This window comes from Nitrospirillum guaranorum, assembly GCF_034653275.1.
GTDB lineage: Bacteria > Pseudomonadota > Alphaproteobacteria > Azospirillales > Azospirillaceae > Nitrospirillum.
Genome location: NZ_JAYEES010000004.1, coordinates 1,661,134 through 1,681,016 on the forward strand (window position 1 = coordinate 1,661,134; position 19,883 = coordinate 1,681,016).

Consider the following 19,883-nt stretch of genomic DNA (forward strand, 5'->3'; position numbering starts at 1 on the left):
TTTCCCGGACCCCCAGAACCAGAGACCAGCCGCCCCGTGTCGCAAACCGTTCCCCTCTCCGTGCCGCCGCAGCCGGGCCCCTGGGCCGTGGAGCTGGTGGGCATCGACAAGCGCTTCGGCCCCGTCCACGCCAACAAGGCGGTCTCGCTGCAGATCCGCGCCGGATCCATCCACGGCCTGGTGGGGGAGAACGGCGCCGGCAAATCCACGCTGATGAGCATCCTCTACGGCTTTTACCAGGCCGATGAGGGGCAGATCCTGGTGAACGGGGCCGAGGTACGCATCCGCGAGCCCAAGGACGCCATCGCCCTCGGCATCGGCATGGTCCATCAGCACTTCATGCTGGTTGAGGAGTTCACGGTGCTGGAGAACCTGATGCTGGGGGCCGAGGGCGGCGCCTTGCTGAAGGATGGCATCAAAAAGGCCCGCGCCGAGGTGGAACGGCTGGAAAAGGCCTATCGCCTGGACGTGCCACTGGACGCCAAGGTCGCCGACCTGAATGTGGGCATCCAGCAGCGGGTGGAGATTCTGAAGGCGCTGTACCGCGGCGCCCAGGTGCTGATCCTGGATGAGCCCACGGCCGTGCTGTCGCCGCCGGAGGTGCAGGACCTGTTCCGCATCCTGGACGCGCTGCGCGCCCAAGGCCGTACTATCCTGATGATCACCCACAAGCTGAAGGAGATCATGGCCATCACCGACGCCGTGTCGGTGCTGCGCCAGGGGGCGGTGGTCGCCAATTTCCAGACCCGGGACACCAACGAGGCGGCGCTGGCCGAGGCCATGGTGGGACGGCGCGCCAACCCCGCCGTGCGGCGGCCGGGCGCACCGGCGGGCGCGCCGCTGCTGACGGTCGAGGACCTCAGCGTGTTCGACGAGCGCGGGGTGGAGCGGCTGAAGCGCGCCACCTTCCGCGTGCGGGCGGGCGAGATCGTCGGCGTGGCCGGCGTCGCCGGCAACGGCCAGTCGGAATTGCTGGAGGCTCTGTCGGGCATGACGCCCTTCCAGCGCGGGCGCCTCCATGTCAACGGGCGCGACGTGACACCGGAGTCGCCCATGGATCCGGCCCAGGCCCGGCGCCAGGGCATCGCCCACGTGCCGGAGGACCGCCTGCGCCGCGCGGTGGTGAAGCCCTTCCCCGCCTTCCAGAACGCGCTGCTGGGCTATCAGGACGACCCGGCCATGGCCGACGGTCCCCGCCTGAACTGGAAGCGCGTGGCCGCCGCCACCGCCCGGCTGATGGAGGACTGGGACGTCCGCCCGCGCCAGCCCAGCTTGCGCACCTCGCTCTTCTCCGGCGGCAACCAGCAGAAGCTGGTGCTGGGCCGCGAGATGGAGCGTGATCCCAACGTGTTGCTGGTGGGCCAGCCCACCCGCGGCGTGGACATCGGCGCCATCGAGTTCATCCACCGCCGCCTGCTGGCCATGCGCGACGCCGGCAAGGCCATCCTGCTGGTCTCCGCCGAGCTGGAGGAGATCATGGCCCTGTCCGACCGCATCCTGGTGATGTGCGACGGCGCCATCACCGGTGAACTGGCGGCCGAGGACGCGACCGAGGGCCTGATCGGCCGCCTGATGGCCGGCATCACCGACGACATCGAACCCAACACCATGGAACGGGGCCAGCGCGCCGACGCGGCCGGAGGGGCGGCATGAGCGCGTCTACCAACACCGACGGCCTGCCGCGCTGGGCCACGCTGGCCCTGCTGCCGGCCATCAACCTGTTCGCCGCCCTGGTGGTCTCGTCCCTGGTCATCCTGGCCATCGGCCAGGACCCGGTCTCCGCCCTGGCCTTCATGGTCAAGGGGGCGGTGGGCAGCGGCACGGGCCTCAGCTACACCCTCTATTACGCCACCAGCCTGATCTTCACCGGCCTGGCCGTGGCCATCGCCAACCACGCCGGCCTGTTCAACATCGGCGGTGAGGGCCAGGCCTATGTCGGCGGCCTGGGCACCGGCCTGGTGTGCCTGGCGCTCAGCGGCTGGCCCTGGTACGCGGTGTTGCCGGTGGCGGTGCTGGCGGGCGCCTTGTTCGGCGCCGTGTGGGGCCTGGTCCCGGGTTATCTGCAGGCCTATCGCGGCAGCCACATCGTCATCACCACCATCATGTTCAACTTCCTGGCCAGCGCGCTGATGGTCTATCTGCTGGGCGGGCCGCTGATCGAACATGGCCAGATGGCGCCGGAAAGCCGGGAATTCGCCGAAAGCACCTTCCTGCCGGCGGTGAAGGACATCGCCGCCAGCCTGGGCTATCGCACCAGCACCCTGCCGCTGAACCTGTCGCTGGTCCTGGCGCTGCTCTGCGCCGCCGGCGTCTGGTTCCTGATCTGGCATACGCGCTGGGGTTTCCAAATGCGCACCGTGGGCGCCAACGAGGCCGCGGCGCGCTATGCCGGCATCAACGCCCGCACCACCATCGTCATCGCCATGGCCCTTTCCGGCGCGCTGGCCGGCCTGGTGGGCATCAACGAGCTGCAGGGCGTGCAGCACCGCGTCACCCTGAACTTCCAGGCCGGCATGGGCTTCACCGGCATCGCCGTCGCCCTGATGGGCCGCGGCCACCCGGTGGGCATCGTCCTGTCGTCGCTGCTGTTCGGCGCCCTGTACCAGGGCGGAGCCGAGCTGTCGTTCGAGTACAACGAGATCAGCCCCCGCCTGGTGGTGGTCATCCAGGGCGTGGTCATCCTGTTCTCCGGCGCCTTGGAGCATATGTTCCGCCCGGCGCTGGTGCGTTTGTTGAAGCCCAAGGCGGCGGCATCGGCCGCCGGCCAGCGCGCCTGAGATCCCGGGGAAAGAGACCATGGACGATACCGCCCTGTGGATCGTGTCGCTGCTGGCCAGCACCGTGCGCCTGGCGACACCGCTGGTGCTGGCCTCGCTGGCCGGCTTTTATTCGGAACGCGCCGGCGTGGTCGACATCGGCCTTGAAGGCAAGATGCTGACCGGCGCCTTCGCCGCCGCCGCCACCGCCGCCGTCACCGGATCGCCCTGGCTGGGCCTGGCGGCGGCCATCGCCGCGTCGCTGGTGCTGGCCCTGGTGCACGGCTTCGCCTGCATCACCCACCGGGGCGACCAGGTGGTGGCTGGCGTGGCCATCAACACCATCGCCGCCGGCCTGACCGCCGTGCTGGCCAACGCCTGGTTCGACCTCGGCGGCCGCACGCCCTCGCTGGACGGCGGGCAGCGCTTCCTGAGCCTGCACTTCCCCGTCACCGACGCCGTGCGCGGCGTGCCCTTGCTGGGCCGCTTCTATGGCGAGGTCGTCGGCGGGCAAAACCTGCTGGTCTACCTGGCGGTGCTGGCCGTCCCGGCCACCTCGTGGGTGGCCTACCGCACCCGTTTCGGCCTGCGGCTGCGCGCGGTGGGGGAGAACCCGGCCGCAGTGGACACCGCCGGCATCTCCGTGCCCTGGCTGCGCTATCGCGCCGTGCTGATCACCGGCCTGCTGTGCGGCGTGGCCGGCGCCTACCTCTCCATCGCGCAAGGGGCGGGATTCCAGGAGAACATGACCGCCGGCAAGGGTTACCTGGCTCTGGCAGCCCTGATCCTGGGCAAGTGGCGGCCCTATCCCACCCTGGCCGGCTGCCTGCTGTTCGCCGCCACCGACGCGCTGCAGGCGCGGCTGCAGGGTGTCGCCCTGCCGGTCGTGGGCGCGGTGCCGGTGCAGATCATCGAGGTGCTGCCCTACATCCTGACCGTGCTGCTGCTGGCGGGCTTCGTCGGCAAGTCCATTCCGCCCAAGGCGGCGGGCCAGGCCTATGTGAAAGACCGGTAAGCGACCTACATCAAGGCCGGTAGCGATGGCGTGGGTGTAACACAGCACCTGTAGAGCCAAGGGGACCGGAACGCATCCGGCCCCTTTTCCCCGATGCAGATCAAGCCCGATGCAGATCAAGGATGCCCCCGCCATGCCCGCCTGCCGCCGCCTGGCCGCCCTGCTCTTTACCGGTACCATGGCGTTCGGCGGGGCGTTCGGGGGCCTGGACGCGGGGGCGCAGGAGGCCAGGTCCGACCAGATCGACGTGCAGATCCTGTCGACCACCGACCTGCACATGAACGTCATGGACTACGATTATTACGCCGACAAGCCGGACCCCGGCATCGGCCTGGTGCGCGTGGCCAGCCTGATCCGCAAGGCCAGGGCCGAGAAGCCCAACACCCTGCTGGTGGATGCCGGCGACCTGATCCAGGGCACGCCCATGGGCGACTATGTCGCCCGGGTGCAGGGCCTGGGGCCGGGCAAGTTCCAGCCCATCATCGCCGCCTTGAACGCGCTGGGCTATGACGCCGCCGTCATGGGCAACCATGAGTTCAACTTCGGCCTGGACTATGCCGTGGCGGCCGAGAAGGAAGCCAAGTACCCCGTGCTGGCCGGCAACGTGAACCGGGTGGAGGATGGCCAGCCCCTGTTCCCCGCTGGCGTCATCCTGGACCGCGACTTCACCGACGGCGCCGGCGCCAAGCACACGGTGCGCGTGGGCGTGGTCGGCGTGCTGACGCCCCAGATCGTGCTGTGGGACAAGGACAAGCTGGAGGGCAAGGTCACCACCTCGGACATCGTGGAGGTGGCGGCCAAGACCGCCCGCGACCTTAAGACCCAGGGCGCCGACGTGGTGGTGGCCGTCATCCACAGCGGCCTGTCGGCGGCCCCCCACCAGAAGATGGCGGAGAACGCCGGCGTGGCCGTGGCCGCCATTCCCGAGGTGGATGCCGTCGTGACCGGCCATGCCCACCGCGTCTTCCCCGCCGCCGACTATGCCAACCTGCCGGATGCCGACATCCCGCACGGCCTGATCCATGGCAAGCCGGTGGTCATGGCCGGCTTCTTCGGCGACCATCTGGGCGTGATCGACCTGATCCTGTCCGCCGACCCCAAGGCCCATGGCGGCAAGGGCGGCTGGACCGTGGCCGCCGGCCATGCCGAGACGCGGCCCGTGCTCACCCGCGTGAACGGCAAGGCCACGCCGCTGGTGGAGCCGGACGCGGCGGTTGCGGCCATCGCCAAGGACGCGCACCAGGCGACCCTGGATTACGTGCGCCAGCCCGTGGGCAAGAGCACCGGCCGCATCGAGACTTATTTCAGCTTCATCGCCGACCAGCCGGCCTTGGACATCGTGTCGGACGCCCAGCGCCAGTACGTGGCCAAGGCGCTGGCGGGCGGCCCCTACGCGGCCCTGCCCATCCTGTCGGCGGCCGCGCCCTTCAAGGCGGGCGGCAAGCCCGGCCCCGACTATTTCACCGACGTAGCCGCCGGCCAGATCAGCCTGCGGAACGTCGCCGACCTCTACCTCTACCCCAACATCGTCGCGGCGGTGAAGGTGACGGGGGCCCAGGTGCGCGACTGGCTGGAGATGGGTGCCCGCGTCTTCAACCGCGTCGACCCGGCCAAGAAGGAACCGCAGATGCTGGTGAACCGGGCCGTTCCCAGCTTCGACTTCGATGTCATCGACGGCGTCACCTGGCGGGTGGATGTGACCCAGCCGCCGCGCTTCGGCGGCGATGGCAAGCTGGCGGCGGGCGACAACCACCGCATCGTCGACCTGCGTTACAATGGCCAACCGGTGAAGGACGAGGATGAGTTCATCGTCGTCACCAACAATTACCGCGCCAACGGCGGCGGCAACTTCCCGGGCCTGACCGGCCAGAACATCATCTACTCGGGCACGGAGACGATCCAGGAGATCATCGCCGACTACCTGCGCGCGGCTGGCACCCTGGTGCCCGCCACCAACCACAGCTGGGGCTTCGTGCCCGTCACCGCGCCGGTGACCGTGCTGTACGACACCAACGCCAAGGCGGCGGCCCTGCTGACCCAATACCCCAACCTGAGCGACGTGGGGCCGGGCGACGCGGGGCTGGAACTGTTCCGCGTGGATTTGTCGCCGACCGCGCTGGCCGGCGGGGTGCTGGGAAAATGACGGCGGAAAAGAAGATTTGGCGGGCCTATCTGGCGGGGCCGGAGGTGTTCCTGCCGGATCCCGGGGCGGCCGCCGGGGTGCTGCGGGGTTTGTGCGCCCGGCACGGCATCGTCGGCGTCTTTCCCCTGGACGGGGCGGTGAAGGCGCAGGCGGACGAATCGCCGGCCGCCCACGCCGCCCGCATCCGCGCCGCCAACCTGGACCTGATCCGCGGCGCCGACCTGATGCTGGCCAACGCCGGCCCCTTTCGCGGACCGTCGGCCGACGATGGCACGGCCTATGAGATGGGCTACGCCACGGCGCTGGGCCGGCCGGTCTTCGCCTACACCGCCACGGAGGACAGCCTGCTGGCGCGCACGCGGGCGCATTTCACGCTGACACGGGATGGGCAGGCCGGCCTGTGGCGCGACCCCGATGGCCAAATGGTGGAAGATTTCGGCCTGGGCGCCAACCTGATGCTGGTGGACCCCGCCATCACCGCCTGGGGCACGGCCGGACCGCATGGCCTGTACCATGGCGCGGAAGCCGCCGTCCGGGCGGCGGCGGCCTGGATCGCCGCGCAATGATCCCAACGGCATTTGATCGTGACCGCTCAAATGCCGCCCTCAGGCGCCAAGCGCCAGCTCCGCTGGCTTGGCTCATCCTCGCTGCCCTCTGCGCTGCTCGCTCCGGCGGCCCCAGTCGCGGCCTAGGCGGCATGAAATCGGCCTGAAGGCGAGCCAGCCCTAAAAAGAAACAGCCGGACCGTCGCCGGCCCGGCTGTCGTCGGTCCCCTTGATCCGTGCGCGTCAGGCGGCGTTCTGCGACACGCCCATGCGCCGGAACCGGTCACCATCCAGCACAACCTCCAGCGCCAGGCTGAGGCGGTCGCTGGAGCGGCCGTCGACCAGAAATTCGACATGGGGCGGATGACCCGCCCGCTGATGGATGGCATGGACCAGCAGGCGACGCTTGGGCAGCTTCACCTCTTCCATCCATTCACCCGGTTTGGGCGGTTCGACCCCGCGCCTAGACAACGCCATAGCTTTCCTACTCCTTAACAGCCCCCGGGGGCACCTGCCCGCAAGGGCGCGCCTCTGGGGGTCGGCTCTCGAAACCCAGGCCGTTCGCCGGACCGGTCCGCCCCGGGGAATGGAACCCATGGGCTGTTGCGATCAGCATAATCCAAATCAAATGCCAAGAGATATAGCTTAGGGGTACGTCATCACCTTGTCACCCGCCATCTTCCCCCGATTTTTTGGCCGTTGACGCCGCCGCTGGAATCCAGGCGGCGGGAAGGCCGTCAGGACAGTCGTTTCGAGGCTGTAACGAGGACCAGCTTGCGGTCGCTTGATCCGCTTTCAGCCGCCGTTCAGCCAACCGTCGCGCCAGGCGCCCGCGGGCTCGATATGACCCAAAGAGCCAAGGGCGTCCGCCTCATCAAAGGGATTAGACAAAAGGGCATGTCCATCGCGCCGCGCGGCACACCCCATGGCATAGGCGATTAGGGACAGCCCCGCCAGTTCACCCCCCAAAACCGGGGCTGCGGCCAAAACGGGGGACGGCATAGCCACGGCCGTGGCATGGGGGAAGAGAAGGTTCATGGGGCGGTGCTTCCCTGGCTATGCGTTCCGGATGAGGCCAGGACTATCCCTCGCCGGCCGCACCGTCCTTGAGCTGGATCAATCGGCGAGCAATTTGTTTGGCCGCAGACCTTTCCCGGGGCTCAGCCGAAGGCCTGCAGGCCCGTCTGCGCCCGGCCCAGCACCAGGGCGTGGACGTCGTGGGTCCCCTCGTAGGTGTTCACCGCCTCCAGGTTCAGGACATGGCGGATGACGGGATACTCGTCGGACACGCCATTGCCGCCGTGCATGTCGCGGGCGGCGCGGGCGATGTCCAGCGCCTTGCCGCAGTTGTTGCGCTTCATCAGGCTGATCATCTCTGGCGCCGCGCGGCCCTGGTCCATCAGCCGGCCCAGGCGCAGGGCGCCCTGCAGGCCCAGGGTGATTTCCGTCTGCATGTCAGCCAGCTTCTTCTGGATCAATTGGGTCGCCGCCAGCGGCCGGCCGAAGGCGGTGCGGTTGAGGGTATAGTCGCGCGCCGCGAACCAGCAGGCCTCCGCCGCGCCCATGGCACCCCAAGAGATGCCGTAGCGCGCCTTGTTCAGGCAGCCGAAGGGCCCCTTCAGCCCGACCACGCCGGGCAGCAGGGCCGTTTCCGGCACCGCCACACCATCCATCACGATTTCACCGGTGATGGAGGCCCGCAGGGAGAACTTGCCCTCGATCTTGGGCGCCGACAGGCCCGTCATACCCTTTTCCAGGATGAAGCCCCGGATTTGCCCCTCGTCATCCTTCGCCCAGACGACGAACACGTCGGCCACCGGCGCGTTGGTGATCCACATCTTGGATCCGGTCAGGACATAGCCGTCGGCCACGCGGCGGGCCCGTGTCTTCATGGCGGCGGGGTCGGACCCGGCGTCCGGTTCCGTCAGGCCGAAGCAGCCGATCAGCGTGCCGGCCGCCAGGCCGGGCAGGTAGCGCTGGCGCTGTTCCTCGCTGCCATAGGCGTGGATGGGATGCATGACCAGGGAGGACTGGACGCTCATGGCGGAGCGGTAGCCACTGTCCACCCGCTCCACCTCACGCGCCACCAGGCCGTAGCAGACGTGGTTCACCCCGGCACAGCCATAGCCGTCGATGGTCATGCCCAGCAAGCCCAGCTTCCCCATCTCGGCCATGATGGCGGGGTCGAACACCTCGTGCCGGAAGGCGTCGCGCACGCCGGGGGCCAGCCGGTCCTGGCAGAAGGCGCGGGCGCTGTCGCGCACCTGCCGCTCCTCCGCCTCCAGCTGGTCATCCAGCAGCAGGGCGTCGTCCCATTGGAAACCGCCCTTGCCCGCACTGTCGCTCGCCATGGGTCCTACCCCTGATTGGTGGTTGTTGGATAGGCCGCATTGCAGGCGGGAAGCGACGGGCGGTCAAGTGACTCCGTGGGCATTTGCATGATGCAATGCTTATTTCCATGAACCTATCCCAAGGGCGCGATGCGTGTTGCAGCGCAAAACCTATGATAAATGGCCTAGGCCGTAGGGATAGGTTAAGTCTCGTTAATAAATTCCAGCGCAAGACATTGAATTTAATAAGTTAAATCCCCTCCAACGCCACATTGGCACGCAGCCTGCTTATAACCGGACATGAACGAAACGGGCAAAAGCCCACTCGAACCGATAGGACCTTCCGCCATGATCCGCCGCATCGCCGCCGCCGTCGCCGCCTCCACCCTGGCCGCCACCCTGATCTCCGCCCCGGCCCTGGCCGACACGTCGGGCAGCATCAAGCTGAGCGGCACCGTGTCCCTGACCTGCACCGTGGCGGTCACCGACGCCGGTGCGCAGCTGAACATCCTGGCCGGCTCCAGCAACGTGGCGGTGGGCAGCGTGGTCGAGAACTGCAACGACGGCGCCGGCTACACCATCACCGTCGCCTCCGCCAACGGCGGCAGCCTGAAGTCCTCCGCGACGGGCGCCCAGCCGGTGACCTACACCACCAGCTATGACGGCACCAATGGCTCGGGCGGCAGCTTCGCCGTCACCCGCTCTGGCGCACAGTTCAACAAGACCGCCGCCGTCTCCGTGACCGTGCCCGCCAACGCCCAGGCCATCGCCGGCAGCTACAGCGACACCCTGACCATCACCATCGCCGGCAAGTAAGCCGCCAGCAAGGTCCGATGAATGCGACACGGCCGCCCCAATCGGCCGCGTCGCCTGTATTTTTGCAATTGCACAAATCCAGAATAGTCTTGCGTTCCTAAACGCAGGACATGCAGAAGCCAGGTCCAGGCCATCTGACACTCTCGGGCTCGCCAGAAGATAAATTCTTATAAATCAATAGATTAATATCATTTTATTGCGATCCTGTGTTTCTGGCATCGTCTTTGCTTTTAACCAGCTATGAACCAAATGGGCAAAAGCCCACCGAACCGTTTAGAGAGCCTGTCATGATCCGCCGCATTGCCGCTGTCGTCGCCACCACCGCCGTGGCTTCCGGCCTTCTGGCTGCCATTCCCGCCGGGGCCGCCACCTCGGGCACCATCAAGTTGAACGCCACCGTCGCCCAGACCTGCACCGTCGCCGTCACCGACGCCGGCGCCACCCTGAACATCCTGTCGGGCTCCAGCAACGTGGCGGTGGGCAGCGTGGTCGAGAACTGCAACGACGGCGCCGGCTACACCATCACCGTCGCCTCCGCCAACAGCGGCACGCTGAAGTCCTCGGCCACCGGCGCCCAGGCCATCAGCTACACCACCAGCTACGACGGCACCAGCGGCTCCGGCGCCAGCTTCGCCGTCACCCGCTCCGGCGCCCAGTTCAACAAGACCGCCAACGTCTCCGTCACGGTCCCGGCCAACGCCCAGGCCATCGCCGGCAGCTATGCCGACACCCTCACCATCACCATCGCCGGCAAGTAAGCCTGGCTTTATTCCGACGTCGAAAAGGGCGGTCCCGTGAGGGGCCGCCCTTTTCCATTGCTCGCTGTGGCATCAAGATCAATCGTGGATAAATGCAAATGTTAATGCATTAGCTTCAGCGGTCTTTCTAATCTTTAGGTTATTGCGCAACGCAACAACCTGGAGATGATTGCGCGCACCTCTAGATGGTCTTAAAAATTTTCCTTATTTTTCAATAATATAACTGAGCGGCCTGTGTCGATCCAAACTTGGCACGGTGGGTGCTTATAACCAGGCATGAACCAACCGGGCCGCTGAAGCCGCCCACCGAACCGATAGGAACCTCATCATGATCCGCTTCGCCGCCGCCGCCCTGATCGCCGCCGCCTCCCTGGCCGCCGCCCCCGCCTTCGCCGCCGCCGGCGCCTCGGGCACCATCCAGCTGAACAGCTCGGTCGCCCAGACCTGCACCGTCGCCGTCACCGATGCCGGCGCCACCCTGAACATCCTGGCCGGCTCCAGCAACGTCGCGGTCGGCAGCGTGGTTGAGAACTGCAACGACGGCGCCGGCTACACCATCACCGTCGCCTCTTCCAATAACGGCACGCTGAAGTCCTCGGCCACCGGCGCCCAGGCCATCAGCTACACCACCAGCTACGACGGCACCAGCGGCTCCGGCGCCAGCTTCGCCGTCACCCGCTCCGGCGCCCAGTTCAACAAGACCGCCAACGTCTCCGTCACGGTTCCGGCCAACGCCCAGGCGATCGCCGGCAGCTACGCCGACACCCTGACCATCACCATCGCCGGCAAGTAAGCCGCGACGGTCACCTCAGGTTCGGGAGAGGGCGCCCCACGCCGGGGCGCCCTTTCGCGTGCCCGCCATCTGGCGAACCGCAAATCCTAATGCATTGATTCGCTTGCGTTCCTAACCTTTCGCATGGTGCGCAACGCAACGGCCCGGACGGCATGCGCGGGGCGGGAGCGTCGCCATAAATCTGATAAATTAACGATATCAATGTATTAACCGGTTCATGCCAACCCGGCCCCGGTTCTGGCACCACGATTGCTTTTACATCTTCCATCAAAGCAATCGGGCAACAAGCCCAGCCGAACCGATAGGACCCTCATCATGATCCGCTCCGCCGCCGCCCTGATCGCCGTCGCCACCGTCGCCGCCATCTCCCTGGGCGCCCCCGCCTACGCCGCCACGGCCGCCGCCTCCGGCACCATCCAGCTGAACAGCACCGTCGCCCAGACCTGCACCGTCGCCGTCACCGACGCCGGCACCCAGCTGAACATCCTCGCCGGCTCCAACGCCGTCACCGTCGGCAGCGTCGTCGAGACCTGCAACGACGGCGCCGGCTACCAGATCAGCGTCTCCTCCGCCAACGGCGGCACCCTGAAGTCCTCCGCCACCGGCGCCCAGCCCATCAGCTACACCCCCATCTACGACGGCCAGTCCAGCGGCAGCAGCGTCAACGTCGTCCGCTCCTCCGCCCAGTTCAACAAGACCGCCACCGTCGCCGTCACCGTCCCCGCCAACGCCCAGGCCATCGCCGGCAGCTACACCGACACCCTCACCATCACCATCCAGGGCCGCTGACCCCGCCCCCGACAACCGCATCGGTCCGGCTCACCAAGACGGCTCCGCCTGGAACACCCGGGCGGGGCCGTCGCCGTTTGCGGTCGCAGCAAAAAGACGCTGCGGTGCGGGCAATAAAAAACCCCGGCTGCCAGAAGGCGCCGGGGCTGAGTTTTCAGAAGGGAGGAAAACGCAACCAAGTTGCACCCCTGTTATCGCGCAAAACTATGAATAATTCCTTTACCGCACCGCACACCGAACCCTTGGCGTCGCCCCTCACGGAAGGTGGGCGCCCCCCTGTCCAAGTGGCAAACGATCCTGTAATATCAACGCGATCAGCCCTGGCGCGGCAATGACAAGGCCAGCCCCGTACCCTTGCCGGAGACCCGGCGGAGGGGCCGAGGGTAAAGAGAATTCGAGGTACCCCCAGCGGCCGGGGCTGGGGTGCGGGATTTCTTGGGAGGAAACGGAATGAACGGAACCGCCGGACGGCTCGTCTGGCTGATTGTGGCGCTTGTCGGCGCCGCGTCGCTGGGCGTCGTCGCGCTGTCGCGCGGCGAAACCGTCAACGCGCTGTGGGTGGTTGTGGCGGCCCTGTGCACCTACACCATCGCCTATCGCTTCTACAGCCTGTACATCGCCAACGCCGCGCTGAAGCTGGACGGCGGACGCCCCACCCCGGCCGCGCGCCATAATGACGGCCTGGACTACGTGCCCACGGACAAGTGGGTGCTGTTCGGCCACCACTTCGCCGCCATCGCCGGCGCCGGCCCGCTGGTTGGCCCCGTACTGGCGGCGCAGATGGGCTATCTGCCCGGCACGCTGTGGATCCTGATCGGCGTGGTGTTCGCCGGCGCCGTCCAGGACTTCATCATCCTGTTCGCCTCCACCCGTCGCGACGGCCGGTCGCTGGGCGACATGATCAAGTCCGAGATGGGCACGGTGCCGGGCGTCATCGCCCTGTTCGGCGTGTTGCTCATCATGATCATCCTGCTGGCCGTGCTGGCGCTGATCGTGGTCAAGGCCTTGGCGGGCAGTCCCTGGGGCACCTTCACCGTCTTCGCCACCATGCCCATCGCCGTGCTGATGGGCATCTACGGCCGCTTCATCCGCCCCGGCCGCGTGGGCGAGATGTCGGCCATCGGCCTGGTCCTGCTGTTGCTGGGCATCATGGGCGGCCAATGGGTGGCCGAGGATCCCGCCTGGGCCGCCGCCTTCACCTTCAAGGGTGAGACGCTGGCGCTGATGCTGATCGCCTACGGCTTCATCGCCTCGGTCCTGCCGGTGTGGCTGCTGCTGGCGCCGCGCGACTATCTGTCGACCTTCCTGAAGATCGGCACCATCATCGCGCTGGCGGTCGGCATCCTGATCGTCATGCCCGACCTGCACATGCCGGCGGTCAGCCGCTTCGTCGACGGCAGCGGCCCGGTCTTCTCCGGCCAGTTGTTCCCCTTCCTGTTCATCACCATCGCCTGCGGATCGGTCTCGGGTTTCCACGCCCTGATCTCCTCGGGCACCACGCCCAAGATGCTGGAGACGGAAGCGCAAGCCCGCATGATCGGCTACGGCGCCATGCTGGCCGAAAGCTTCGTCGCCATCATGGCCCTGATCTCGGCCTGCGTGCTGCACCCCGGCGTCTATTTCGCCATGAACACGCCGGCCGGCGTCATCGGCACCACGGTGGACCAGGCGGCCCAGGTGGTGGGCAACTGGGGCTTCGCCATCACGCCCGACGAATTGGCCCAGGTGGCCAGGAATGTGGGCGAGTCGACCATCCTCAGCCGCGCGGGTGGCGCCCCCACCCTGGCCGTGGGCATGTCGACCATCTTGTCCAGCCTGGTGGGTGGCCAGTCCATGACCGCCTTCTGGTACCACTTCGCCATCCTGTTCGAGGCCCTGTTCATCCTGACCACGGTCGACGCCGGCACACGCGTCGCCCGTTTCATGATCCAGGACCTGCTGGGCACGGCGGTGCCGGCCCTGCGCGTGACCCAAAGCTGGGGCGCCAACCTGCTGGCCACGGCCATCGCCGTGGCCGGCTGGGGCTATTTCCTGTACCAGGGCGTGGTCGACCCGCTGGGCGGCATCAACACGCTGTGGCCCCTGTTCGGCATCTCCAACCAGATGCTGGCGGCCATCGCCCTGATGCTGGGCACCGTCATCCTGTTCAAGATGAAGCGGGAGAAGTTCGCCTGGGTCACCATCCTGCCCACCACCTGGCTGGCCATCTGCACGCTGACCGCCGGCTGGCAGAAGCTGTTCGACGACAACCCGGCCGTGGGCTTCCTGGCGCACGCCAGGAAGTTCTCCACCGCGCTGGCCGACGGCAAGGTGCTGGCCCCGGCCAAGACCACGGAAGCCATGGCCCGGGTCATCACCAACGACTATGTCGACGCCACCCTGTGTGGCCTGTTCATGGCCGTGGTCGTGTCCATGCTGGTGTTCGGCCTCCTGAACATCCGCAAGGCCCTGGCCAACCCGCGCGCCACGGCGCACGAGGTTGGGATCGGTGGCGCCGCCGTCGCCGCCGGGGACGACTGATGTCGGCGCAGGCGCAGGCCCTTCCCTTCGCCAAGCTGGTGGCCCGCATGGCCAACCTGATGGTGGGACTGCCGGATTACGACAGCTATGTCGAGCACCGGCGCCTCAACCATCCGGACCAGCCCGTCATGTCGCGGGAGGCGTTCTTCCGCGAACGGCAGGAGGCGCGCTACAGCGGCAAGGTCGGCCGTTGTTGCTGAAGCGGCCGGATTTGTTTACCGAGAGGGGGCCCGCGCGGGCCCCCTTTTCTTTGCCTGACCCTTTGACGAAAGCCCCAGCATGCGCATCATCTCCGCCAACCTGAACGGCATCCGCTCCGCCACCACCAAGGGCTTCTTCGAGTGGATGGCGGCCCAGGACGCCGACGTCGTCTGCGTGCAGGAGTTGAAGGCCCAGGCCGAGGACATGACGCCCCTGATGCTGGCGCCCGGCGACGCCACCGGCGTCGCCTACAACGGCTATTTCCAGTACGCGGAGAAAAAGGGCTACAGCGGCGTCGGCGTCTACAGCCGCAAAGCGCCGGACCAGGTGATCATCGGCCTGGGGCACGAGGACATCGATGCCGAGGGCCGCTATGTCGAGACGGTATTCGGCGACCTGTCGGTCGTCTCGGTCTACCTGCCCTCCGGCTCCAGCGGGGAGCACCGCCAGGCCGCCAAGTTCGCCTTCATGGGCCGCTTCCTGCCCCATATGGCGGCCCTCGCCCAGGCGGGTCGCCAGGTCATCATCTGCGGCGACTGGAACATCGCCCACAAGGAGATCGACCTGAAGAATTGGAAGGGCAACCTGAAGAACTCCGGCTTCCTGCCGGAGGAGCGCGCCTGGCTGTCCCGCCTGTTCGACGAGCAGGGCTGGGTCGACGTCTATCGCCGCCTGTACCCCGAGGCCGGGGAGGAGGGCTACACGTGGTGGTCCAACCGGGGCCAGGCCTGGGCCAAGAACGTGGGCTGGCGCATCGACTACCAGATCGCCACCCCCGGCGTCGCCGCCACCGCCCAGCGGGCCGCCATCTACAAGGACCAGCGCTTCAGCGATCACGCGCCGCTGACGGTGGATTATCTTTAAGTTTTTCCTCAAACGCCGGCAGGCGCATCCGCGCCTTTGGCTTATCCTCGTTCCGCCCTGCGGTGCTCACTGCGGGGCCGGCGGTCGCCGGCCTTTGGACGGACGAAAAAAATCTCTTGAGCCGGACCCTGGGTCATACCCGCACCGTCCCTTATCGACGATGATCGGGGACGAGCGGTGCTTACAAGAGTGGGCGGCATGGCCAGGAAACCAGTGCGGGCGGCGGAACCGGTGCTGACGGCGGCGGAAGCGGCGTCACGCACCGGGCTGACCGTCCGGGCGCTGCGGGTCTATGAAGCACGGGGATTGCTGGACCCGCCACGCACCGACAAGGGCTGGCGGCTGTACGGCCCGCGGGAGTTCCAGCGCCTGGGCATCATCCAGGCGCTGAAGTCCCTGGGCCTGTCGCTGGCCGAGATCGCCCAGGTCCTGGCTAGTGACACCCCGTCCCTGCGGCGCGTGCTGGAGGTGCAGGCCGCCCTCTGGCGCGGGCGGCTGGCGGCGGCCCAGGCCGGCCTGGACCTGGTGGAACAGGCCCTGGTCCGCACGGACATGTCCCGCCCCGGCGCCACCCCGATCTCCGTCGATGACCTGTGCATTTTGATCCGGAGATTGGACATGAACACGATGCCTGAAACCCTGCGCACCATCCTGGCCGAGGACTATACGGCCGAGGAACGCGCCACCCTGATGACGCCCCGGGGCAGTGAGGCGGCGGCGACCGAGGGTGCCCGCGCCTGGACGGAGTTGATCGCCGACATCCAGGCCCTGCGCCAAGCCGGCGTGCCGGCCAGCGACTCCCGTGCGCAAGAGGCCGCACGGCGCTGGCAAGGCCTGGTCACCGCCTTCACCCAGGGCGACGGGGCGGTGGCGCGGCGCACCGCCGGCCTGTGGCAGAAAGCGCTGGACCGCGACCCGCAGGGCCAGGGCCTGCCCTTCGACCAGGGCCTGTGGGACTACGTCGGCGCCGCCATGAAAGGCGGCCAGGCGTAGGCGCAAAAGAAAACCCGCCCTGGTCAGCGGCCGGGCGGGTTTTCCCTGAGATTAAGCGAAACGGAAGATCAAGCCGGTTGGGATCAGCGCGCGGCCTTGGCCTGCGACAGGAAGCTGCTGCCGTCGTCCTGCCAGCCGCCGCCCAGCGCCTTGAACAGGCTGACGCTGGCCTGCACCCGCGACAGCTTCACCTGGGCCAGCGTGTCCTGTGTGGACAGCAGGGTGCGCTGGGTATCCAGCAGGGTCTGCAGGTCGGTCAGGCCGCCGCGGTAGCGATCCTCGGCCAGTTCGAAGGCCCGCTGGCTCTGGGCCACGGCGTCCTTCTGCAGGCCGTACTGGTCCTGATAACGGTCGATGGAGTAGACGGCGCTTTCCACGTCGGACAGCGCGGACAGCGCGGCCTTGCGGTAATCCTCCGCCAGCTCGCGGTGCCGGCCCTCGGCCTGGTGCACCTGGCCTTCCAGGCGACCGCCGGAGAACAGGCTCTGCGCGATGTCGCCGCCCAGGCTGAACAGCAGGGTGGGGGCGTTCACCAGGTGGGCCAGGGTCGCCGCCTCGACGCCCGTGCTGGCGTTCAGGGTGACGGACGGCAGCATCTGGGTGCGCGCCACCTTGATGTCGGCACCGGCCGCGGCCAGTTGCGCCTCGGCATAGCGGATGTCGGGCCGGCGGGTCAGCAGTTCGGCCGGCACGCCGGTGCCCAACGCCGGCGGCTGCACGTCGGCCAGGCCCTTGGCCTGCACGGTGAAGCCCTCGGGCGCCCGGCCCAGCAGGATGGCCAGGGCGTTCAGCTGGGTGCGCTCCTGCTGCTCAAGGGCCGGGACGGCGGCGCGCTGGGTGGCGACGATGGAGCGCTGCTGCACCAGGTCCAGCTGGCTGTCGGCGCCGGCCTGCACGCGGGCATCGATCAGGGACAGCACATGCTCGGCGTTTTCCAGGTTGCCGCGCGCGACCGCCAGGCGGTCGCGGATCGCCAGGATCTGGAAGTAGGTGGCGGCCACGTTGCTGCTGAGCGACAGGGCCACCGTCTCGCTGTCGAAGCGGCTGGCGTCCAGGCTGAACTGGGCGCTGTCCCGCGTGGCGCGGTTCTTGCCCCAGAAGTCGATCTCATAGCTGGCGGACAGCGAGGCCTGGTGCACATTGCCGGCGTAGTCGTTCAGCGGCACGGCGCCATTCAGGCCGGCGGCGGCCGAGCCCTTGATGTTGCGGCTGCCGGAGCGGGTGCTGCTCAGCCCCAGCTGCACGCTGGGCCACAGCGAGGCGCCGGAGATTTCCGCCTGGGCCTCGGCCTGGGCGATGCGGGCGGCGGCGGCGCCCAGGTCGGGATTGTCGGCGCGGGCCTGGGCCAACAGCTGGGTCAGTTCCGGCGAGTTGAAGCCCGACCACCAGTCGGTCGTCGGCCAGGCGGCGGCGTCGGTGGTAATGGCGGCCGTCTGGGTGGTGCCGTCCTTCGCACCGCCCTGGGTGGAGGTGGCATCCCAGTGGGATGGCATCACCAGGGACTTGGTCGGGTCGGCCGGGGTTTCCCCGTCCAGCGCGCAGGCCGCCAGCATCAGCGGCAGGAAGGCGACGGCCAGGCGGCGGGTGGCCAGGCGGCGGAACCAGGAGGTGGAAGCAAGGGTACGCGACGTGGACATCGTGGAAACCTTCGATCCGGCAAAACGGTTTCGTGCCCCTCGCGCGCGGGAACGGCGCAGGGGCTGGGCAGACAGGACGCGTGTCAGAGGGAAGCGGCGTGCGCCAGGCCGATCGGGTTGGCCCCCCGCCCCTGCCCGACGCACCCGATCCGGTGCAATCGTGCCGTTGTTTAAGGCAAACCCCGGCCGCGTCTCAGTGACGCGGCGCACATGGATCAGCGCAGGCGCACAATAGTGGCGCATGCCACTGTTGCGTTCAGCGGATCAGCAGGCGGTTGAAGGCGAAACCCAGCACACCCAGGCCGCCGATGATGGCGGCCATGGGCCAGGGCGTGCCGTCGGCCAGCCAGCCCACCAGGGTGCCGACCACGGCGCCGGTGACGAACTGGGTCGAGCCCATGAGGGCCGAGGCGGTGCCCGCCATGTGGGGGTAGGAGGCCAGGGCGCCCGCCGTGGCGTTGGCGCCGATCAGGCCGGTGAAGGCCATGAACAGGAACAGCCCGGCGACGATGCCCCACAGGCCGCCCGCGCCGGTCCAGCCGGCCTCAAACCACCCAACCGCGGCCAGCCCGATGCCGAACAGGGCGATGCAGGCGGCCCCCCAGGCCAGCAGGCGGTCCGTGCCCAGGCGCAGCACCAGGCGGCTGTTGATCATGTTGACGATGATCATGCCGACGATGTTAAGGCCGAACAACAGGCCGTACAGGTTGGCCGGCACGTGGAAATAGTCGATGTACACGAAGGGCGTGCCGGCGATGTAGGCGAACATGCCGCCATAGATCATCGCGGACGTCAGGGCGTAGCCCAGGAAACGGCCGCTGACCATCAGCTGGCCATAGCTGCGCAGCTGGGCCAGCCCGTTGGACCGCGCCCGCAGGGCCGGGTTCAGGGTTTCCCGCTGGCTGATCAGGCCGGCCATGGCCACCAGGCCGAAGCCCGCCTGCACCCAGAAGATGGCGCGCCAGTCCAGATAGGCCAGCACCTGCCCACCCAGCAGCGGGGCGGCCATGGGGGCGATGCCCATGACCAGCATCATCATGGAGAAGACGCTGGCGGCGCGGTCGCGGTCGAAGACGTCGCGCACCATGGCGCGGGCCAGCACCGGCGCGGCGCCGGCGCCCGCCGCCTGGACGGCGCGGCACAGGCTGAGCGTGGCGATGTCCCGCGCGGCGGCGCAGCCGGCGCTGCCCGCCAGGTACAGCAGGATGCCCACCAGGATGGGCCCGCGGCGGCCGAAGCGGTCGCCCAGCGGCCCCCAGAACAGCTGGCACAGGCCGAACGCCAGGAAGAAGGCGGTGAGCGACGATTCGACACCCGCCTGGGTGACGCCCAGGTCCCGGGCGATCTGCGGCATGGCCGGCAGGTACATGTCGACCGACATGGAGCCGAAGGACATCAACATGGCCAGCATGGCGACGAAGCCCACGCCGCGCTGGGTCAGCAGTCCGGCACCCCGGCGCCCGCCCGCATCCACAGCCCCCGCAACCGCGGAAACCCCCATCGACGCCCCGCCGGCGATCGCCGATCCCGAGGCCACCTGTTCCACCGCCACCTTCAGCTCCTTGAGCGGTGCGCCCGCCCCCAACCACGCCATTTGGCATGTGCAACAATGATGGCCACAGCCGGGCCGCCAACCAATCCGGCCTTTGTGCGGATCAGCCCCGCGCCGGACGATGGGCGGCGGCGCCACCGCCCTTCTCCCAAAAGAAAAGCCGGGGGCCCG

The 19,883-nt window shown here is 68.1% G+C and carries 18 protein-coding genes; 13 read left to right on the forward strand and 5 right to left on the reverse strand.

Annotation, left to right across the window (positions count from 1 at the left end):
• Nucleotides 1-36 precede the first annotated feature (36 nt).
• The 5 genes from UAJ10_RS29030 (at nucleotide 37) to UAJ10_RS29050 (ending at nucleotide 6,480) form a co-directional block, all read left to right on the forward strand.
• Nucleotides 37-1,653, forward strand: a complete 1,617-nt coding sequence (locus tag UAJ10_RS29030; protein ID WP_322918863.1) for an ABC transporter ATP-binding protein — start codon at nucleotides 37-39, stop codon at nucleotides 1,651-1,653.
• Nucleotides 1,650-2,777 (forward strand): ABC transporter permease, encoded by a 1,128-nt coding sequence (locus UAJ10_RS29035; RefSeq protein ID WP_322918864.1) that lies wholly within the window; start codon nucleotides 1,650-1,652, stop codon nucleotides 2,775-2,777. The genes UAJ10_RS29030 and UAJ10_RS29035 overlap by 4 nt, the downstream gene beginning before the upstream one ends.
• Nucleotides 2,778-2,796: 19 nt before the next feature.
• On the forward strand, nucleotides 2,797-3,771 hold the full coding sequence (locus UAJ10_RS29040) for an ABC transporter permease (RefSeq protein ID WP_322918866.1): 975 nt from the start codon (nucleotides 2,797-2,799) through the stop codon (nucleotides 3,769-3,771).
• Nucleotides 3,772-3,904: 133 nt separating this feature from the next.
• A complete protein-coding gene (locus UAJ10_RS29045; protein ID WP_322918868.1) occupies nucleotides 3,905-5,914 on the forward strand; it encodes a bifunctional 2',3'-cyclic-nucleotide 2'-phosphodiesterase/3'-nucleotidase in 2,010 nt (669 codons plus the stop codon).
• Entirely contained in the window at nucleotides 5,911-6,480 is a 570-nt protein-coding gene (locus UAJ10_RS29050) for a nucleoside 2-deoxyribosyltransferase (RefSeq protein WP_322918870.1), read from the forward strand. The genes UAJ10_RS29045 and UAJ10_RS29050 overlap by 4 nt, the downstream gene beginning before the upstream one ends.
• A gap of 222 nt (nucleotides 6,481-6,702) precedes the next feature.
• On the opposite strand, the gene UAJ10_RS29055 is transcribed toward UAJ10_RS29050, so the two are convergent.
• From UAJ10_RS29055 to UAJ10_RS29065, 3 genes are all read right to left on the reverse strand, one after another.
• Complete coding sequence (locus tag UAJ10_RS29055; RefSeq protein ID WP_322918871.1) at nucleotides 6,703-6,936, reverse strand: hypothetical protein; 234 nt, start codon at nucleotides 6,934-6,936, stop codon at nucleotides 6,703-6,705.
• 318 nt (nucleotides 6,937-7,254) lie between these two features.
• Nucleotides 7,255-7,497 (reverse strand): hypothetical protein, encoded by a 243-nt coding sequence (locus tag UAJ10_RS29060; RefSeq protein ID WP_322918872.1) that lies wholly within the window; start codon nucleotides 7,495-7,497, stop codon nucleotides 7,255-7,257.
• A 122-nt stretch (nucleotides 7,498-7,619) separates the two neighbouring features.
• Entirely contained in the window at nucleotides 7,620-8,810 is a 1,191-nt protein-coding gene (locus UAJ10_RS29065; RefSeq protein ID WP_322918874.1) for an acyl-CoA dehydrogenase, read from the reverse strand.
• A 327-nt stretch (nucleotides 8,811-9,137) separates the two neighbouring features.
• On the opposite strand from UAJ10_RS29065, the gene UAJ10_RS29070 reads away from it, so the two are divergent.
• The 8 genes from UAJ10_RS29070 (at nucleotide 9,138) to UAJ10_RS29105 (ending at nucleotide 16,523) form a co-directional block, all read left to right on the forward strand.
• Nucleotides 9,138-9,605 (forward strand): Csu type fimbrial protein, encoded by a 468-nt coding sequence (locus UAJ10_RS29070; protein WP_322918876.1) that lies wholly within the window; start codon nucleotides 9,138-9,140, stop codon nucleotides 9,603-9,605.
• Between the two features lie 287 nt (nucleotides 9,606-9,892).
• Nucleotides 9,893-10,363 carry a spore coat protein U domain-containing protein gene (locus UAJ10_RS29075; protein ID WP_322918878.1) on the forward strand — a complete coding sequence of 157 codons (471 nt, stop codon included), beginning with the start codon at nucleotides 9,893-9,895 and terminating at the stop codon, nucleotides 10,361-10,363.
• Between the two features lie 328 nt (nucleotides 10,364-10,691).
• Nucleotides 10,692-11,156 (forward strand): spore coat protein U domain-containing protein, encoded by a 465-nt coding sequence (locus UAJ10_RS29080; RefSeq protein ID WP_322918880.1) that lies wholly within the window; start codon nucleotides 10,692-10,694, stop codon nucleotides 11,154-11,156.
• Nucleotides 11,157-11,471: 315 nt separating this feature from the next.
• A complete protein-coding gene (locus UAJ10_RS29085) occupies nucleotides 11,472-11,945 on the forward strand; it encodes a spore coat protein U domain-containing protein (RefSeq protein WP_322918882.1) in 474 nt (157 codons plus the stop codon).
• Nucleotides 11,946-12,395: 450 nt separating this feature from the next.
• Nucleotides 12,396-14,465 (forward strand): carbon starvation CstA family protein, encoded by a 2,070-nt coding sequence (locus UAJ10_RS29090; RefSeq protein WP_322918884.1) that lies wholly within the window; start codon nucleotides 12,396-12,398, stop codon nucleotides 14,463-14,465.
• Nucleotides 14,465-14,665: a YbdD/YjiX family protein gene (locus tag UAJ10_RS29095; protein ID WP_322918886.1), complete on the forward strand. Its 201-nt coding sequence runs from the start codon at nucleotides 14,465-14,467 to the stop codon at nucleotides 14,663-14,665. Before UAJ10_RS29090 ends, UAJ10_RS29095 begins: the two co-directional genes overlap by 1 nt.
• A 79-nt stretch (nucleotides 14,666-14,744) precedes the next feature.
• Nucleotides 14,745-15,530, forward strand: a complete 786-nt coding sequence (locus UAJ10_RS29100) for an exodeoxyribonuclease III (RefSeq protein WP_322918887.1) — start codon at nucleotides 14,745-14,747, stop codon at nucleotides 15,528-15,530.
• 198 nt (nucleotides 15,531-15,728) lie between these two features.
• Nucleotides 15,729-16,523 (forward strand): MerR family transcriptional regulator, encoded by a 795-nt coding sequence (locus UAJ10_RS29105; RefSeq protein ID WP_322918889.1) that lies wholly within the window; start codon nucleotides 15,729-15,731, stop codon nucleotides 16,521-16,523.
• A gap of 83 nt (nucleotides 16,524-16,606) precedes the next feature.
• Here the strand turns inward: UAJ10_RS29105 and UAJ10_RS29110 are convergent, their stop codons facing one another.
• Nucleotides 16,607-18,160 (reverse strand): efflux transporter outer membrane subunit, encoded by a 1,554-nt coding sequence (locus UAJ10_RS29110; protein ID WP_322918891.1) that lies wholly within the window; start codon nucleotides 18,158-18,160, stop codon nucleotides 16,607-16,609.
• 256 nt (nucleotides 18,161-18,416) lie between these two features.
• Nucleotides 18,417-19,754 (reverse strand): Bcr/CflA family multidrug efflux MFS transporter, encoded by a 1,338-nt coding sequence (locus tag UAJ10_RS29115; protein WP_322918892.1) that lies wholly within the window; start codon nucleotides 19,752-19,754, stop codon nucleotides 18,417-18,419.
• Nucleotides 19,755-19,883: the final 129 nt, after the last annotated feature.

Bases quoted from the DNA above. Each gene is read 5' to 3' on its own strand.
- UAJ10_RS29070 (WP_322918876.1), top strand. From the start codon at position 9,138: ATGATCCGCCGCATCGCCGCCGCCGTCGCCGCCTCCACCCTGGCCGCC.
- UAJ10_RS29075 (WP_322918878.1), top strand. From the start codon at position 9,893: ATGATCCGCCGCATTGCCGCTGTCGTCGCCACCACCGCCGTGGCTTCC.
- UAJ10_RS29055 (WP_322918871.1), bottom strand. From the start codon at position 6,936: ATGGCGTTGTCTAGGCGCGGGGTCGAACCGCCCAAACCGGGTGAATGG.
- UAJ10_RS29115 (WP_322918892.1), bottom strand. From the start codon at position 19,754: ATGGCGTGGTTGGGGGCGGGCGCACCGCTCAAGGAGCTGAAGGTGGCG.
- UAJ10_RS29040 (WP_322918866.1), top strand. From the start codon at position 2,797: ATGGACGATACCGCCCTGTGGATCGTGTCGCTGCTGGCCAGCACCGTG.
- UAJ10_RS29045 (WP_322918868.1), top strand. From the start codon at position 3,905: ATGCCCGCCTGCCGCCGCCTGGCCGCCCTGCTCTTTACCGGTACCATG.
- UAJ10_RS29105 (WP_322918889.1), top strand. From the start codon at position 15,729: ATGGCCAGGAAACCAGTGCGGGCGGCGGAACCGGTGCTGACGGCGGCG.
- UAJ10_RS29035 (WP_322918864.1), top strand. From the start codon at position 1,650: ATGAGCGCGTCTACCAACACCGACGGCCTGCCGCGCTGGGCCACGCTG.
- UAJ10_RS29060 (WP_322918872.1), bottom strand. From the start codon at position 7,497: ATGAACCTTCTCTTCCCCCATGCCACGGCCGTGGCTATGCCGTCCCCC.
- UAJ10_RS29090 (WP_322918884.1), top strand. From the start codon at position 12,396: ATGAACGGAACCGCCGGACGGCTCGTCTGGCTGATTGTGGCGCTTGTC.
- UAJ10_RS29085 (WP_322918882.1), top strand. From the start codon at position 11,472: ATGATCCGCTCCGCCGCCGCCCTGATCGCCGTCGCCACCGTCGCCGCC.
- UAJ10_RS29080 (WP_322918880.1), top strand. From the start codon at position 10,692: ATGATCCGCTTCGCCGCCGCCGCCCTGATCGCCGCCGCCTCCCTGGCC.
- UAJ10_RS29100 (WP_322918887.1), top strand. From the start codon at position 14,745: ATGCGCATCATCTCCGCCAACCTGAACGGCATCCGCTCCGCCACCACC.
- UAJ10_RS29050 (WP_322918870.1), top strand. From the start codon at position 5,911: ATGACGGCGGAAAAGAAGATTTGGCGGGCCTATCTGGCGGGGCCGGAG.
- UAJ10_RS29110 (WP_322918891.1), bottom strand. From the start codon at position 18,160: ATGTCCACGTCGCGTACCCTTGCTTCCACCTCCTGGTTCCGCCGCCTG.
- UAJ10_RS29095 (WP_322918886.1), top strand. From the start codon at position 14,465: ATGTCGGCGCAGGCGCAGGCCCTTCCCTTCGCCAAGCTGGTGGCCCGC.
- UAJ10_RS29065 (WP_322918874.1), bottom strand. From the start codon at position 8,810: ATGGCGAGCGACAGTGCGGGCAAGGGCGGTTTCCAATGGGACGACGCC.